Source organism: Pedobacter frigiditerrae (assembly GCF_032678705.1).
GTDB classification, from domain to species: Bacteria; Bacteroidota; Bacteroidia; order Sphingobacteriales; family Sphingobacteriaceae; genus Pedobacter; species Pedobacter frigiditerrae_A.
In genome coordinates, this window is the sequence record NZ_JAVTSS010000001.1 from 1,088,211 (window position 1) to 1,104,498 (window position 16,288).

A 16,288-nucleotide genomic window follows, 5' to 3' on the forward strand; every position below is an offset into this window, starting at 1 on the left:
GATGACGAAGCATAACGCATTTACATTCCAGAAACTAGCTAAACTCACTTTTTTAGGGTTTGCCTTATTGTGCTTTATCAGTATGGCCAAACAGGAAAAACCTGTATTGTACATCATTGGCGATTCGACTGTTCAAAATAGTGATGGAAATGGCAAAAACGAATATTGGGGATGGGGGAGTTTACTGAAAGCTTATTTAGATACCAATAGAATAGCAATTGAGAATCACGCAAAGGCAGGTACAAGTACCCGTACTTTCATTTTAGATGGCAGATGGGATAAGATTTTAGCTGAACTAAAAAAAGGCGATTTTGTGATCATGCAATTCGGTCATAATGATCATTCGGGCGTAGATGACCCTAAAGACCAACGAGGAACATTATTGGGCGCTGGCGATTCGACAAGAGTGATCATCAGTAGAAGAACAAATCAGGAAGAAATTGTACATACCTACGGATGGTATTTGCAAAAATTTATTACCGAAGCGAAGGCAAAAGGCGCAATTCCAATTACTTGTTCATTGGTACCTAGAAATAAATGGAAAAATGGGGGAGTTGTAGTAGAAGCAGCATATCCAAAATGGACAGAAGAAATTGCCAAAAAGAACAATACTTATTACATCAACCTAAACAGTATTGTTGCCAGTAAATGGAAAACATTAGGAACCGTGGAAGTGAAAACCTTTTTTCCTGTAGATGGTACACATACCAATCTTAAAGGCGCACAATTAAATGCAGCCGCTGTGGTAGAAGGACTAAAAGGATTAAAGAGCTGTCCATTGAATTTGTATTTAAAAGAGAATAAATAGCAATAGAGATGTTAGGGAAAACTAGAATTTTCTTATTAGTTATGATTACACTTGTCACATTCGACGCTAAAATGGCTGTTGCTTCAAGCTTTGCTAAAAGACCTGATAAAATTGTGGCTAAAGATGGCTCTGGAGATTATACAACTGTGCAAGCAGCTATAGATGCAGCACCTGCTGGAAGAAATGAATTCTATACCATTTTAATTAAAAAGGGTATTTATAAAGAATTGATTAACATTTCCAAAGGAAAAAACTTTATTTCTTTAAAAGGAGAAGGAGCTGTAAATACCATTTTAACATTTGATAATTCGGCTAGAAAATTAGATGCAAATGGAAAGGAATACGGCACATTCGGTTCATCCTCAGTTTATGTATTAGCTGATAACTTTACAGCAGAAGACCTAACTTTCGAAAATAGTTCAGGTACTACTGGTGGGCAAGCCTTAGCCATTAGCGTGACTGGTGATAGGGCAGCATTTAAAAATTGTAGTTTCCTTGGGCATCAAGATACTTTTTATGCTGGTGGAAATACCATTCAATACTTTAAAAACTGTTTCATCGCAGGAACGGTAGATTTCATATTTGGCGCTTCTACAGCTTATTTTGAAGATTGTACTTTACATAGCATTTCTGCAGGATACCTAACTGCTGCATCAACACCACAAGGTCAGAAATACGGCTATGTTTTCTCTCAATGTAAATTAACAGCAGAGCCATCACTCGCAAAAAACAAAGTTTATTTAGGCAGACCTTGGCGTCCTTATGCAAATGTGGTTTTTCTAAACTGCGAAATGGGAGCACACATCAGACCAGAGGGATGGCATAACTGGGGCAAGGTAGAAAATGAGCAAACAGCTTTTTATTCGGAGTATCAGAGCAAAGGCGAAGGTTATCAAAAAGACAAGCGTGTAAGCTGGGCAAAAGAATTGAATGATTTAGAAGCTAGCGAGTTTACTAAGAAAAAAGTATTAGGAGATTGGAAACCATTTTAATGAGTTAAAATCTATGCTATAAGATCTTGTTACTCTTTCATACAGGTAACATATATTTGGTTAAAGGCTACCTGGATGGGTAGCCTTTGCTGTTCTTATTTAGTATCAATGAGGATACTAAAAAATGAGATTGCTTCGGGCGGTGAAAAACCGAGCCTCCGAAGAATCGGAGCAGGCTCTCGCAATGACGTGGTTTGTTAGGAACCTTCGCAACCCCTCAAAACCACACAACCTTATCCCAAGTACGAATACCGGCCTTAAATGCATCTGACGGAGAAGTAGTTAATTGTTTAAAGCAATGTCTTCTCTCTAGCGATAAATCAGCAAGGTGGAGAATTGCGAAGCAATCTTGAGGGCAAAAACAAAACTACTACAGCCGAAAAACTGAAGGCTTTTCGCCGCTAGAGCCTGTACTGAGCCTGTCGAAGTAGCTCAGCTTGCGGTAGAAAAACAATTGACGTACTTATCCGAGGAGGCATTTGCAGCCTTGATTTTTTGTTTCTTTTTCATCAAGGAAAAAGAAAGAGCCACTCGGTGGCGGTGAACCGAGGCAAGCTTATAGCCTAGGGAAAATTTACTGCAGCTAACAGATATCTCGTCGCTGCGCTCTGTCGAAATGACGCACACATTAATGTATGTATCTCATTAAAATTCTCTCCATTTTCTCTTATCTTTAACCCACTCTATGACCGATAAAGAAGACTCAAATAAGCTTGACTACGGAAAACTGGCGCCAATATTAAAGGCCGACAAAACTTCGCAGTTAAACCTATCAGACCATCTTCCCAAAAAAATGGTCGTTATTTTCAGTCGCCATAAATATTACAGGCATTTGGTGGTAGAGCTAGCGAGTGTAGAAGTTGCCAAAAACGGCAAACTTAAAAACCCTATTCAAGTTCTCGATCCACTAGACCTAGTTTGGAAAACCGAAAAACAAGCCGAACTTAAGTTTTATACTGGTATATCTCGTTTCAAGAACAACTACAACGAAAGTAGAAATGGATCTGATTTAGAAGCATTAAAAGCGATAGCAACAAATCCACTGAATTTAGATTTTTACCTACACGATGAAAAGATAAATTCAATTGTAAATGCTGGTTCGGTAACAAAAATCAAACTATCTATCCTTAAAGTAAATTTAGAGCTAAGTGTAGATGAAAGAGGTGATAGTTTTGCTATTTCTGGTTTATTACACCTGAACGGCAAAACATACGATTTAGAAGAGATCAAACTTCGTTTTCATTATTTTATAGAGATTAAGGATCAATTACATTTAATAGATAATCCCTATGTGCTTAGTGTGATCGACTTCTTTAAACAGCACCAAAACAACCTAGTCATTGAGCGTTCTGAATATGAAGAATTCCAACAGGATATTTTAGCAAAAGTAGAAGAGAAAATCAAAATTAATTATGCTTATCTCAAACCGGCTACCAAAAAACAAATAGAAGAGCAAGGTTTCGATTTAGAGAATGAGCAAATCATTTATTTGACAGAGTCGGAAGATTTTGTGTTGCTTACGCCAGTTATGCGTTATGGTGGACTAGAAATTCCTGTTATCTCCCAAAAACAAATTCAGGCAAAAGATAAAAGAGGAAAGATCTTTACCCTCGATCGCGATGATGAAAAAGAACTACAATTCATTACCAACATCGCCAAAATGCATCCCTATTTTATGGAGCAAGCAAAGGAGTTTGGTGATCAGCGGCACGCTGATTGTTTCTGGATGCACCGCAAACATTTCTTAGAACCAGGGTGGTTTCTCGAAGCCTTTGAATCATGGCGAAGTAAAGGGATTGCCATCTTAGGTTTCAATGAATTAAAGGATAATAAAATCAGTCAGTATAAAGCTGAAATAGCCATTAACGTAATTAGTGGCATAGATTGGTTTGAAACAGCCATTAGGGTCAAATTTAACAAACAAACCGTTTCCCTTAAACACTTGCATAAATCCATAAGAAACAAAAACAAGTTTGTGCAATTAGACGATGGAACCATGGGCATCTTGCCCGATGAATGGTTGCAAAAGTTTGAAGGCTATTTTGGAGCAGCGGAAATTGTAGGAGAGACCTTACATACGCCAAACATCAATTATGCAACGGTAGAAGAATTATATGAAGATGAAATTTTAGATATTGAAACCAAGCAAAGACTAGCATTGTATCGCTCTAAACTTTCGGCTTTCGAAAATATAGAAGACATTAAAGTTCCTGCTGATTTAAATGCGACCTTGCGTGGTTACCAAAAAGAAGGATTAAACTGGCTCAACTTCTTGGATGGTTTCAATTTTGGAGGTTGTTTAGCTGATGATATGGGCTTGGGTAAAACAGTGCAGGTTTTGGCATTCATCTTATCCCAAAAGGAAAAAATGGGACATAATACCAATCTAGTTGTGGTGCCAGCTTCCTTAGTGTTTAACTGGCAACAAGAAATTAAAAAGTTTGCCCCAACGCTTAAAGTATTAACTATTTATGGTGCCGACCGAGCCAAAATTGCAGCAGATTTTGATAAATATGAGGTCATCCTAACTTCTTACGGAACGTTATTGTCTGATGTGAGGTTCTTAAAAGATTATCGTTTTAACTATATCTTTTTAGATGAATCGCAAACCATTAAAAATCCAGATTCGCAACGTTACAAAGCAGTGCGATTATTACAATCGAGGAATAAGGTAGTGATGACCGGAACGCCAATAGAGAATAATACTTTCGATTTATACGGACAACTTTCTTTCGCTTGTCCAGGTTTGTTAGGTAGTAGAGAACATTTCCGCCAGATTTATTCTGTTCCCATAGATCAGTTTAAAGATACCAAACGTGCTGTCGAATTGCAAAAACGCATCAATCCTTTTTTATTAAGGCGTACCAAAGAGCAGGTGGCTGATGAATTGCCAGATAAAACTGAAATGGTGATTTATTGCGAAATGGGTACGCAACAGCGTGAAATTTATGAAAGTTGTCGCACTGAGATTAGAGATTACCTAATGGGCACAGCAGAAGACGAACTCAAACGAAGTAGTATGCATGTATTGCAAGGCATTACCAAGTTAAGGCAAATCTGTAATTCCCCAGCCATTTTAAGTAAAGAGAAGTACTATGGGGATGCTTCAGCCAAAATGGATGTATTGCTAGAACAAATTGAAAGTAAATCACCACACCATAAAATATTAGTCTTTTCTCAGTTTGTTAGCATGTTAGAATTGGTAAAGGCAGAACTAGAACTACGTCAAATTCAATTTGCTTCCCTAACCGGACAAACAAAAAACAGAGAAAGTGTTGTAGACTCTTTCCAGAATAACTCAGAAGTAAGGGTGTTTTTAATTAGTTTAAAAGCAGGTGGGGTAGGCTTAAACCTAACCAAAGCGGATTATGTTTACCTTATCGACCCTTGGTGGAACCCTGCCGTTGAAAATCAAGCCATAGATAGGGCTTATCGAATTGGGCAACATCAAAATGTAATGGCAGTACGATTAATCTGTCCAGATACCATCGAAGAAAAGATCATGCTCATGCAAGAAACCAAAAAAGACTTGGCTAGTGATTTGATTAAAACTGAGGAATCTATCTTTAAATCGTTAACGAAAAAGGATCTGTTGGAGTTGATATAGGGATTTATGCGAACTGGTGGTGCATAGCTATAGGCCTAAACTTGGCAAAAAAACGGAATTCAACTATCCTATACACTTTAAAAGAATTCAACCCGACCGATCAATAAGAAATCAAAGAACTAATAACGTTGAAACGAATGTAAGAAGAAAAACCATAGCTTGTAGCGATTGGAAACACCGTGACCGGATTTGACTGGATTTGATGGGAATTGACTGGTTTGACAGTGGGTTTGTTCGAGACTTCTCCCAGTGTTGTTCGAGAAACGTTGCTTTAAAGGCCGATTCCCCGAACGAATCTGGGAGGAATCTGGGAGAAGATATAGAAGATTTAAAAGGTTTTTCTCTTTTTTTGACTGTGATTACCTCCAAATTTAAGCGCTATTTTTCGTCTGACTAGCCATAGAAATTTTAAAGATTAAGCACGTTTTCCAAAAGGATTGGAGAATGTTTCAGTTACCATTGACAAAATCATCAATCTTTCCAATTCATATTGTATGATACTAGATTAACCATTCCTTGTTCCTTGCACCAAGCTTGCACACCTCCTGATTACCTATCCCTATGTCTCTTAGTTGTACTTTAGTTTCTAAGAAATAGAGTCGGAAGCAAGTATCATAGGGTAGGACTGGGATAGCGGTGCAATGGGGATGGGATAGGGAATAGCGGAAGGGTGGATATAACGTGGACTTGACCTGGACTTAACTTGGACTTGACTTGGACTTGATGGATTGAAATTAAAGGGATTTAAACGCTTTGAACAAGCTGGATTGCTAGAGATGCAATAGTTAGACTAAGATAATAAATTTTGGGTAAATGGGGAAGGTGAAATTAAGTTTTGAGGTAATTGTGGAGAGAAAGGAGCTTAAACTTTAAATGTGTAAAAATAAAATGTTCAATCTTTATAGCAACCTACAACAAGCTCCTAAATTCACTTCGTCTTCGAAGCCGACTTTTTGTTGGACATTAATTAAAGAAGCGAGTCGAAGCAGAGTATGTACTAGGGGGATGACATCGGGAAAGGAAATAGAATTAACCAGTAATTGCTTCTAAAACATAATCACTATTTAACCAAAAGCATTTCTTTTTTTCATAAGTGCCCAAATGAGTAAGCATAGTGTCCAGTGCGTTAGCTGCTTTTGGTCTAACATGTCCAATCATTTTATTTGAAATTTTGATAAAATGATTAAAATCACCCTTAGAAATTTTGGATTGTGTGTCCAGCCAAACATGCTGTATTGTTTCTAAATCCTTTGCTTTCATATTCCAAAACATCACTTTTTTAAATATGGGTTCTCCATTTATGTTTTTTTTAAATATTACGAAAAAGAATCTCTTGGAAATTTGTTCGAAAAATTCAGAATCTTCCCATTTTTCTTCAATTATATGGGTATATTTAATTTGAGGAAATGACATACTTTCTTTTAGTTTGCCAGAAGGTTCTAATATTATTGTTTTTAATTGAATATCAGCTTTTTCAAATTCTTCAATTTTTTGCGCATTAACATTAAGTATAGCTTTAGCTAAATTGTAAAACCTACTTTTTGCTTTACTTTTTGTTAAATTTAATTTCTCAAACAAATCATTTTCAGAATAACCATAAAAAGGTTGGAATAATCTAATAATCAAGTCTTCTATGGTTTCATTTCTCTTATAATCTGAAAGTGTTTTAACAATGGGAGAGAGTTCTCCCTCTTTTGATTTAACAGAGTATTTTACTAGCGGGTCCTCAACTATTAATGAGTTGAGAACGGTTCGATAGCCTTCGGTTTCATCAATTAATTTGTCTTCTCCTTTTAAAATTTTTTGAATTATTATATTAACATATTTTGGCTTTAAAGAATATGCTCTTTGTTTTGCTTGGATATCTGAATAGGGTTGTCTGCGAGTTGAATTGCTATTTGCTCCTTTAGTACATGCCCCTAAGTAAAAAGTATCACCTTCAGAAATTTCATGTGCTTTGCCAGTTCTAATCTTTTCTCTTATTTTTTCCCAGTCATCTTTTATAATCTTTAAATCAATTGCAGGAAAACGAAACAAATTTACAAGTTTGAATACTTGGTCAATGTCTTGTTTTTCTCTTTCATAAAGAAAGAACATTAATAATAATAATTGATTTTTTTTCCAAAAACTACTTTCTTGAAACTCGTTAGAATGTTCGGTTTCATAATTAATGATATTAAATACAAGGCGTTCCTTTGCCTTAAATATGGCTTTTTTGTCACTTAATAATGGAGTGGTTTTTAGTTCTAGTCCTGCATCTGGAAAATCTGGGCCAGCTGTACTATTGGGTTTGTAGTAGAAGTAATATTCTTCTATCATTTGACCAAGGGTACCCTTACCTTTTACCAATAAATTAAGTAGGCTTGTGTCAGCAAGACTTTCTCTAAGTGAGATATCTATTAATTGCTTTGCATATCTAGCAATAGAATGTGGGTCGCTACTATCGTACGGTAGTTCCTGCATGTTCAAAGGATTTTATATGTGAAAGTAATTGCAATCCTATTTTTTCAATTACTCCAACGACCAATGCATTGCCCATAAAAAATGCTCGTTTGACATCTGAAGCCCCATCAGTATGATTATCAGGGAACATGTTTAATCTTTCTAACTCGATAGGCATCAACCTTCTATGCCTTCCATCTTTTGTTAATACAACATGTTTAAACCTTGAAGGTGATGCGCCCCCTTCTCCAGTTATAATAGTGCGTGATGGCTGATTTAAGGGGTCTGGGAAAATCATTCCACCTTCAGAATATTTATAAGTAAATCCTGTTGTCTTATTTGTTCTTTCTTCACTTTTGGCCCCTTTTAACTTTACCCATTTTTCGAAACTATTTTGGTCTAAATAAAAACTTTCAGGAATGCCATAATCATCTAATATGATGTCACCTAAAGTAGTTTTTGAACCCTCAAACTTAGGGATTGTTTTCAGAGATGTTATTTTTCGGTTGATCATACAGCCAGAGTTTTCAAAAGGACTTGGAGTATTGATTTGTTCACTGAAATCTTCAGAAATATCAGCTAATCCACCTCTTATTTCAAATATGCTTTTTTTAATAACATTATCACTAACTGGGAAAGCCTTTGCCATAACTCCCTCATCAAGAATCCAACTGGTTTGATCGTTACTCTCTTCAATTTCATTATAGAGCCCTGTGCTTTTGTGAAAGCCTAAAATGAAGGTTCTTCTTCTTCTTTGGGGGAGACCGTATTCAGCAGCATTAATTACACGCCATTCTACGGCATACCCTAAATCTGATAAAGAAGCAAGGATAATCGCAAAATCACGTCCACGCTGTTTTACTGGGGACTTCAATAAACGATCTACGTTCTCTAAAAATAAATATTTAACTGGATTTCCTTTTTCAGATTTTTCTTTTAAAATTCTATGTATTTCCCACCATAAAACTCCTTTTTTACCTTGAAGGCCACCTGATTGGCTAAGTGTTCTAGCTACAGAATAATCTTGACAAGGAAAACCGCCAACTAACATGTCATGATTTGGTATATCATGTGTTGAAACTTTCCCTATATCTTCATTGGAATGAAATTCTTTTCCAAATCTTTTTTCATAAATTATTGAAGCATCTTGGCTTTTTGTTGAAGGTTCCCATTGATTACTCCATACTATTTCATAATCACTTTCAATTTTATGATTATAGTTGCTCAAAGATGACTTGCCTTCCCAACCTTCAAGACCAAGCCTAAATCCTCCAACGCCTGCAAACAATTCTGCGACTTTGACTTTCTCATATTTACTCATACTTTTCCAAAGATAAGCTTTGTAAATGTTTGATCCAAATTGATTTTATCTCTTTAATTTTATAAGTCTTCAATTTTGACTAATTTGTTATTTATAGAGCCCACAGTTCCTAAAAAATATTGCTTGCTATATTCCAGAAGGAATGAATTTTGGAGCAGCTTTCCCAATTTCCATACCCCATGGAAAATTCATACTTGCGAAGTATGCAATTGGCATTGCACCACCTAATAAAGTCGTTCTGGATTCGTCTTTAATTATCTCTCTCCAAAACCATCTATCTCCTCGATTTGATTCTTCGCAAAGCAATAATCCAACAAATATTATGGCAAGTACCCTAGCAGGATATTCTATATTTTTAATCTTGATTTTTTGATAGGAAGAATTGTTGTCTGAAGGAAAATGTCTATTCACACATTCTATGCATATATCTAAATAAGCACTTAAATTTTTTGAAACAAACCCTGTGTGATTAATCTCTTTGGAAATTGTACTTATGTCAGGTACATTGCCTAAAATAGTAAATGAACAATCTTTGAAAAAATTAATTAAATCAAAATTTCGTGACTTAGACCAATCGATTAAGTTGTTTATTATCTGTGCGTGTGTTGGAGATGAAATGTGTGCATTAAAATTATATACATCTAAGAATATATCATGTTGATGATTATGGTGATCATTGCACAGTCCGCTAGTTCTAGTTCTCAAAAATATATTGGGACATCCCAAATATTTACATTGATTGGAATTAATATCTAGATTCAGTTTTAAAGGGTTTTTTTTATTTCTACCATTGATTTCTAAATCTTTAATAGATATTAGCCAGTCAGAATTACTGTCAAAATATTGTACACTTGGTATAAAAGCCATTATGAATCTTTAATTATAATATTTTTAATATAGATAATTAATTAACTATAAAGAAATATTATATATATATTAAATGTTCCTTTTATTGGAGTAGGGAATTAATTCTCTATTATCTCCAAATGATCTACACAATAATCAGAAAGTATCTCGTCAAATAAATGTTTGGTAAAGTCAGAACTTCCTATTAAAATAGTACGGAAAACCTCCACTCTGTCATCGGCACTCAATAGATTTAATTTTTCGTCATCACGAAAAAAGTTCATAAAATCGTCTCTGGTCATATAGCTTATATCTTCTTAAATATAATGGAATACTTTTTAAAGTCTGAGCCCATTCTTTCAACAAGTTCTAAGGTTCGGCAATAAAATAATGCAATACTTTCTTTCTAGTTTAACTATAGCTCAAGTATAGCTCATGCATATGTGAAGTATAGATGAAGCATAGTTAATGTATAGTAGGCAAAATATAAATGGAAGCTTTTATTAATTATTAATTAAAGGAGTGGGCTAGTGCATTTGATTAAAAGTATCTCAATCGCTAAACGCTTTACACTAGTATATTAGGCTCCTTAAAAATTCCTATCTTGCTATATGCTACAATTATTTAGAATCTTCATTATCTCATCACTAATTAGCCTTTCCTTAACCGCTAGCGCCCAGCAGAGCTATAGAAACATTGAAGACTTGTTAGAGATTGACCCCACGTCTGTTTACCCTCCCGATAACGTGACGAAGGCTTTGAAACAAATAATTATGCTGAAAAATGGTAGCGATACCATTAGTATTACTCGTTTTGATGCACAGGGGCTTAAAATTTATAATAAGGGTTTCAGTGATAATAAGCCCGAGTCGATTACTACCTATGTAAATAGTAAGGATGGTAAAACTTGGAGTTGGCGCTCGCAAAGGTTAAAGGATAAAACGGTATGGACCAGTAAAACCACCTATCGTTCTGCTGGTGTTCCTTTGCATTTTTATAACATGGATTACAATAGCAAAGGCGATACAATTGCAAGTGGCGGTGCAATATTTAAGTACGATGCAGCAGGCAAGTTGCTACAGCGGAGTGATTATCATGCTGGTAGGCTATCTATACAGCGAAATTATCGTTATCAAGGCTTGAATGTTGTGGAAATGGTGAGTCAGGTTACTGGTTCGGTGGCTAAGAAAAGAATGGAATACAGTTATAATGGAGAAGGTAAGTTAGTTGAGACGAAGGAATTTTATGTGACTTCCAAAGAAAGTACATTAATGAAAATAATCCAGTATGTTTGGAAAGATGGTAAATTGGTAGGGAAGCGTAATCAAGATGAGATGCCACCTAAAAAGAACTTTAATTTTCTATATGGTTACGATGCCAAGGGACGTATTTCTACTTATGAGGCTAGATTGGATTCTAACTTTAAGATAGCAAAGTTTATTTATGATGGGGAAAGACTGAAGGAAATTGAGGTGCAATTTAATTCAATGACGTTTTTTCCTGATGCATTATATACTTGGAATGCCGGTGTTTTTAAAGGCATAATGATTTACAGAAAAATCTTTAGTTACAACGAAAAAGGTGACTTGACAAAGGCAGAGCAATTTTATGGAACTCGGCCTGAGCAAAAAATTGAGTATGTACTTACGTATTGAAACCACAAACCGTTAGTAAACAGTAAGGTGCTAATAAAAAAAAAGACCGAATAAATCGGTCTTTTGTATTTTTTCGAGGAAGCCAAAAAATCTGCCTATGAGATTGCTTCCGTCTTTGATAGATCTCTCGTCGCTGCGCTCTGTCGCGATGAAGTGTAGGTTGGTTAAACTTTCTCTTTTAACTTACTGACAATGGTTGTTAAAGCGTGTTTTAGTTTTTCTGTAGCTCCTTTTAAGGCTAAATCGTAAGTGTTGCCTAAGTCGCTAGTTACAATAGGCGACTTGCCTTCAAATCTTGCTTCAAGTAGACATTTTTTATCGTTGATACCACTTTTGTTTCCATTTTCATCTGATAGGTGAACTTCTACTCTAGTAATGTGGCCTGTAAATCTTTCTAGGTCTTTTGTTAATTGTGCTGTAATTTGAGCTTCGTATTCGCTGTGTATGGTTAGACTTTTGTCTGCGTTTAATTGAATGATCATGTGTTAAAGTTTTAGATTTATATTACTAGTACAACAGTAGAAAAGGAAGGTTGTTTGGTTAGAAAGTTAACTTTGTTAAAGTGGTTAAGGGTTAGGTGTTTAGAGGTTAAGGTTTTTTCTTACCTGCCTGCGGTAGGCAGGTAAGAAATCTTAGGGCATTGTTTAGAAAATTTTTAAACCGTAAAGGATAGATGAACCATATAAGAGATTAAAAGAACATATAAGTCATAATTCTTATATTCTCTTCAATGCCTTATATGGTTAATAATTTTACCCCTTTTATTTGGTCTTAGATTCTCTAAGATGTCTAAGATGGTGAACCTTTCCTTTAGTCTTTCAGCTTTCTAAATCTCGCTCGTCATTCTACCTAAAAACACTTTTTCTTCTTCCTTTAAAAATGGACTTAGCTTTGCATAAACATTAGCGTGATATTGATTTAACCAAGCAATGTGAGATTGTTCCAATAGTTCTTTTTTAACTAAAGTCGTATCAATAGGTGCTAAGGTTAAGGATTCGAAAGCATAAAACTCATTGAACTGATTGCTTTGATCTGCAATGGTTAGCACTAAATTTTCAATTCGGATACCGTGTTTGCCTGGACGATAAATTCCGGGTTCGATGGAGGTAATCATCCCTAGCTCAACAGGTACGGCAGTGGCCGTTGCATTAAATACCTGCGGACCTTCGTGAACGTTCAAGAAATAACCAACGCCATGTCCGGTTCCGTGGCCATAGTTCAAGGCGTAATCCCACATTGGTCGGCGGGTAATGGCATCAATTTGATAACCACAAGTTCCTTTAGGGAAACGAGTTTTACAGCCTTCAATCATCGCTTTTAGCACCAAGGTATAATCTGTTTTTTCTTCTTCGGTATTGTTTCCCATTGGGATTACACGAGTAATATCTGTGGTGCCATAACGATACTGACCGCCAGAATCTACCAAGAACAAACCTTCCGCTTGGATGGCTACGTCACTTTTTTCTGTTGCACCGTAGTGAGGCAAAGCACCGTGGGCTCTATAGGCAGCAATAGTGTTGAAACTTTCGCCAATAAAGCCATCTTGTGCTGCTCTCAATTCTTTTAAATGCGCAGCTGCAGATATTTCGGTGATTTCTATCTTTCCTACGTTATCCTTAACCCATTTGATGAATTGTGTGATGGCCACACCGTCTTTAATCATCGCTTGGCGAGTATTGTTTACCTCAACATTGTTCTTAACTGCTTTTAATAGTGTTGATGGATTGGTCTCTAAAATCTTTTGAACAGATGTAGGGATTAATTTATAAAGCGCTAAACAGTTACGTTTGGGATCTATTAAAATAGAACTCTCGGCAGGTAAAAATTGTAAGTCTTTGGCAATGGTATCATATCCTAAAACTGAGACACCACTTTTAGCCAGATCAGCTTTAGCATCAGCAGTTAATTTATCACTTTGGATATATAAGGTAGCTTCAGTTGCCGAGATTAAGGCGAAGCTTAAAACTACGGGATTGTAGCTTACATCAGCGCCACGCATATTGAACAACCAAGCCATGTCATCTAACGAAGAAACTAAATGGTATTTCGCATTTTTCTGTTTCATTGCTTTTCTAACAGCGGTTAATTTATCGGCAACGGATTGACCAATGTGCTCATCTGCGATTAAAAATGTTGGTTGCGCTGGTAGGGCAGGTCTGTTCTCCCAAATCGGGCTTAAATAATCTTTATGTTTGAATTGGATGCGTTGATAGGCCAGTTGTTTTTGCAATAACTCACCTAAAGCAACTGAAACTAATTTTTCATCGAATGCAATAGTAGCGCTAGGTGCTAGTGTTTCGCCTAACCATTGTATGTATTCTGGACTGTGCTGAACTTTAAGTTTAACTAATTCAAAGCCACTTCCTTCTAATTGCTCTTCTGCTTGTTCGAAATACCGAGCATCTGCCCATAAACCTGCAAAGTCTTGTGTAATGACAACCGTACTTACAGAACCGGTAAAGCCAGTTACAAATGGGATACATTTATAGTGGCTTGGTAAATATTCGCTGATATGTGGATCTGCAGAAGGGATAATGTAGGCAGCAACACCATCGGCTTTCATTTGCTCACGAATGGCGCTTAGTTTTTCAGGATTAGTCATTGAGCAAAGGTGGGAAATTTTAAATGTTTGGTCAATAGTTTAGGAGTTCATTTGTTCAATAGTTCATTGGGGGAAATGGGGAATAGGAAATAGGGAATAGGAAATATTAAATGGGGAATTGGAATGGGGAATAGGAAATAGATTGAAAGCTTATTAGTCATTGTTAACCCCTAATAGTAGCACCACCTATGTTTCATAAACCCGCTTAAAGTGGAAATCCTTTTTTGCTTCGCCTAGTTAGTTATCCGATGAATACCTGTACGAATGGTTATATTCATCGGATGACTATTGTAAATTCACAAAAAAGATTGCCTGCCTGCGGTAGGCAGGTAACGAAATGCGGGACTAACATTAAATTGAAAAACAGATTTTGCTTTTCAAAATCTTAAAATATTAATCAATTTATTTCCCAAAAATTAGATCCAATGAGATTTGTATGTCATCATCTATCATTTTGTTTTTGATTGCTGCTGTAAAATCCCAATCATTTGGTTTCTCTTTAAAATCTATATTCCATTTTTTGCGGGCGATATTAAAATTGGCTTTAGCAGTAATTAACTCTCCATTTTTTACGATAGTCGAATTAAATTCGATACGGTGGGTAATTCCCTTAATGGTTAAATCGCCAGTCACTTTAAAAACATTTGACGTTGATGTTTTAAAGATTTGTTTAACAACCATTGTAGCTGTTGGATAAACAGGGACATCAAAAAAGCCAGGTGAACGTAATTCCTTGTCAATTTCTGCTCTGCCTTTTTCTGTTGGACGGTCTAAACTGGTCATTTCATTCATATCCATGATAAAGCTCGCCGTTAAGGGTTCGCCTTTTGCAGTATAATCTAATTTGCCCCAGCTAAATAGAATTTGGCCATTGTGCTTACCAACGGTTTCTATTTTCCATAAGATTTTACTTTTTTTAGTATCCAAAGGATAACTTTTTTGCGCCATTGCAGAAAATGAAAGGCTACATAATAGCAGAATAATTGTAATTTTATTAATCATGAGTTTATGGGTTTAAAGTCGTAAACCTAGTTACCAATGATAAATTTGCAGGAAAAGTTATTGTAAATTAAAATGTAAACTTTGTAAAAAAATAGGCAAACGATATGATATTTCAACAATTACGTTCATATTCAAAGATGAAATATCTTTTTGGGTTTACTTTACTTTTAAGTGTAGCAATGATTTGCGTTGCTTTTAACTTAAGCACTAATGAAGATTTTGAATTGGCTAAACAGCAAATCTTGTTAAGGAAGATCGGGCACGAGTTGCTTTTGCGTGCTGGAGATAGCACATCGAGGGTAATGCCTGTTAAAAAAATAAATGCCAATGAATATCAGATTAGATTTGAAAATGAACTTACCTTTCAGTCAGATTCGCTAGTAAAGATTGTTAAAAATACGCTCACTAAAGATCACCTTTCTGATGGGTATATTGTAAATGTGCGCAATTGTACAGGTTTAGATATTGTTTTCGGATATTCTATGGCTGGAAATGTGAAAGATGATGTAATTGCTTGTACTGGAAGGATACAACCAAAGGGATGTTATTTAATTGAAATCAAGTTTCAAAATAATGGTTTATCACCAACACAAAAAGGATATTTACTTGGTGGGATTCCATTTCTTGCCATTGTGGGATTATTATTTACAAATGCCAAAGGAAGAAAGAAATTACAAATTGAAAATAATGTTGTTAATGAACAATTGAAAATTGGGCATACATTTTTTGACTTTCAAAACCGTAAATTGACTTTTGCCGAAATGGTTACGAAGCTTACTGTTAAAGAGGCTAAGTTATTATGGATATTGGGGAATGAGCAGAATGTAGTTGTTGATAGAAGCAGGCTCCAAAAAGAAATATGGGAAGATGAAGGTGTAATAGTTGGTAGAAGTTTAGATGTGTTTATTTCGAAGTTAAGGAAGAAATTAGAAGCAGATTTATCTATTCAATTAAAAAATATTCACGGTAGGGGTTATAAATTAGAGGTAATCAAATAGGCCTAAGTAAATCAA

The 16,288-nt window shown here is 35.6% G+C and carries 12 protein-coding genes; 5 read left to right on the forward strand and 7 right to left on the reverse strand.

The genetic code is table 11. The annotated features are described in order from the left end of the window. The first annotated feature begins 1 nt into the window (after position 1). From R2Q59_RS04215 to R2Q59_RS04225, 3 genes are all read left to right on the forward strand, one after another. Positions 2-808 carry a rhamnogalacturonan acetylesterase gene (locus R2Q59_RS04215; RefSeq protein ID WP_316766062.1) on the forward strand — a complete coding sequence of 269 codons (807 nt, stop codon included), beginning with the start codon at positions 2-4 and terminating at the stop codon, positions 806-808. 41 nt (positions 809-849) lie between these two features. After that, positions 850-1,800 carry a pectinesterase family protein gene (locus R2Q59_RS04220; protein WP_316783907.1) on the forward strand — a complete coding sequence of 317 codons (951 nt, stop codon included), beginning with the start codon at positions 850-852 and terminating at the stop codon, positions 1,798-1,800. A 685-nt stretch (positions 1,801-2,485) separates the two neighbouring features. Next, positions 2,486-5,407, forward strand: a complete 2,922-nt coding sequence (locus R2Q59_RS04225; RefSeq protein WP_316783909.1) for a DEAD/DEAH box helicase — start codon at positions 2,486-2,488, stop codon at positions 5,405-5,407. Between the two features lie 1,029 nt (positions 5,408-6,436). Here R2Q59_RS04225 and R2Q59_RS04230 read toward each other — a convergent pair. From R2Q59_RS04230 to R2Q59_RS04245, 4 genes are all read right to left on the reverse strand, one after another. After that, the gene (locus R2Q59_RS04230; protein WP_316783910.1) at positions 6,437-7,870 is read right to left on the reverse strand and encodes a MutH/Sau3AI family endonuclease; all 1,434 of its coding nucleotides are present in this window, start codon (positions 7,868-7,870) and stop codon (positions 6,437-6,439) included. Beyond that, complete coding sequence (dcm, locus tag R2Q59_RS04235; RefSeq protein ID WP_316783912.1) at positions 7,848-9,170, reverse strand: DNA (cytosine-5-)-methyltransferase; 1,323 nt, start codon at positions 9,168-9,170, stop codon at positions 7,848-7,850. The genes R2Q59_RS04230 and dcm overlap by 23 nt, the downstream gene beginning before the upstream one ends. A 126-nt stretch (positions 9,171-9,296) precedes the next feature. Continuing rightward, positions 9,297-10,037: a hypothetical protein gene (locus R2Q59_RS04240; RefSeq protein ID WP_316783913.1), complete on the reverse strand. Its 741-nt coding sequence runs from the start codon at positions 10,035-10,037 to the stop codon at positions 9,297-9,299. Between the two features lie 98 nt (positions 10,038-10,135). After that, positions 10,136-10,318 (reverse strand): hypothetical protein, encoded by a 183-nt coding sequence (locus tag R2Q59_RS04245; RefSeq protein WP_316783915.1) that lies wholly within the window; start codon positions 10,316-10,318, stop codon positions 10,136-10,138. A 309-nt stretch (positions 10,319-10,627) separates the two neighbouring features. Between R2Q59_RS04245 and R2Q59_RS04250 the strand changes: the two genes are divergently transcribed. Continuing rightward, entirely contained in the window at positions 10,628-11,671 is a 1,044-nt protein-coding gene (locus R2Q59_RS04250; RefSeq protein WP_316783917.1) for a hypothetical protein, read from the forward strand. A gap of 164 nt (positions 11,672-11,835) precedes the next feature. Here R2Q59_RS04250 and R2Q59_RS04255 read toward each other — a convergent pair whose 3' ends face one another. The 3 genes from R2Q59_RS04255 to R2Q59_RS04265 all read right to left on the reverse strand — a co-directional run bounded on the left by R2Q59_RS04255 (position 11,836) and on the right by R2Q59_RS04265 (position 15,275). Next, a complete protein-coding gene (locus tag R2Q59_RS04255) occupies positions 11,836-12,153 on the reverse strand; it encodes an HPF/RaiA family ribosome-associated protein (RefSeq protein WP_316783918.1) in 318 nt (105 codons plus the stop codon). Positions 12,154-12,497: 344 nt separating this feature from the next. Beyond that, positions 12,498-14,273 carry an aminopeptidase P family protein gene (locus tag R2Q59_RS04260; RefSeq protein ID WP_316783920.1) on the reverse strand — a complete coding sequence of 592 codons (1,776 nt, stop codon included), beginning with the start codon at positions 14,271-14,273 and terminating at the stop codon, positions 12,498-12,500. A gap of 402 nt (positions 14,274-14,675) precedes the next feature. Further along, a complete protein-coding gene (locus R2Q59_RS04265; RefSeq protein WP_316783922.1) occupies positions 14,676-15,275 on the reverse strand; it encodes a YceI family protein in 600 nt (199 codons plus the stop codon). Between the two features lie 104 nt (positions 15,276-15,379). Here R2Q59_RS04265 and R2Q59_RS04270 point away from each other — a divergent pair, with 104 nt between their 5' ends. Next, on the forward strand, positions 15,380-16,273 hold the full coding sequence (locus R2Q59_RS04270; RefSeq protein ID WP_316783924.1) for a helix-turn-helix domain-containing protein: 894 nt from the start codon (positions 15,380-15,382) through the stop codon (positions 16,271-16,273). Positions 16,274-16,288 lie beyond the last annotated feature (15 nt).

Excerpts from the sequence above, each read along its gene's own strand:
- R2Q59_RS04230 (WP_316783910.1), bottom strand. The coding sequence starts at position 7,870 with ATGCAGGAACTACCGTACGATAGTAGCGACCCACATTCTATTGCTAGA.
- dcm (WP_316783912.1), bottom strand. The coding sequence starts at position 9,170 with ATGAGTAAATATGAGAAAGTCAAAGTCGCAGAATTGTTTGCAGGCGTT.
- R2Q59_RS04270 (WP_316783924.1), top strand. The coding sequence starts at position 15,380 with ATGATATTTCAACAATTACGTTCATATTCAAAGATGAAATATCTTTTT.
- R2Q59_RS04215 (WP_316766062.1), top strand. The coding sequence starts at position 2 with ATGACGAAGCATAACGCATTTACATTCCAGAAACTAGCTAAACTCACT.
- R2Q59_RS04265 (WP_316783922.1), bottom strand. The coding sequence starts at position 15,275 with ATGATTAATAAAATTACAATTATTCTGCTATTATGTAGCCTTTCATTT.
- R2Q59_RS04250 (WP_316783917.1), top strand. The coding sequence starts at position 10,628 with ATGCTACAATTATTTAGAATCTTCATTATCTCATCACTAATTAGCCTT.
- R2Q59_RS04245 (WP_316783915.1), bottom strand. The coding sequence starts at position 10,318 with ATGACCAGAGACGATTTTATGAACTTTTTTCGTGATGACGAAAAATTA.
- R2Q59_RS04240 (WP_316783913.1), bottom strand. The coding sequence starts at position 10,037 with ATGGCTTTTATACCAAGTGTACAATATTTTGACAGTAATTCTGACTGG.
- R2Q59_RS04220 (WP_316783907.1), top strand. The coding sequence starts at position 850 with ATGATTACACTTGTCACATTCGACGCTAAAATGGCTGTTGCTTCAAGC.
- R2Q59_RS04225 (WP_316783909.1), top strand. The coding sequence starts at position 2,486 with ATGACCGATAAAGAAGACTCAAATAAGCTTGACTACGGAAAACTGGCG.
- R2Q59_RS04260 (WP_316783920.1), bottom strand. The coding sequence starts at position 14,273 with ATGACTAATCCTGAAAAACTAAGCGCCATTCGTGAGCAAATGAAAGCC.
- R2Q59_RS04255 (WP_316783918.1), bottom strand. The coding sequence starts at position 12,153 with ATGATCATTCAATTAAACGCAGACAAAAGTCTAACCATACACAGCGAA.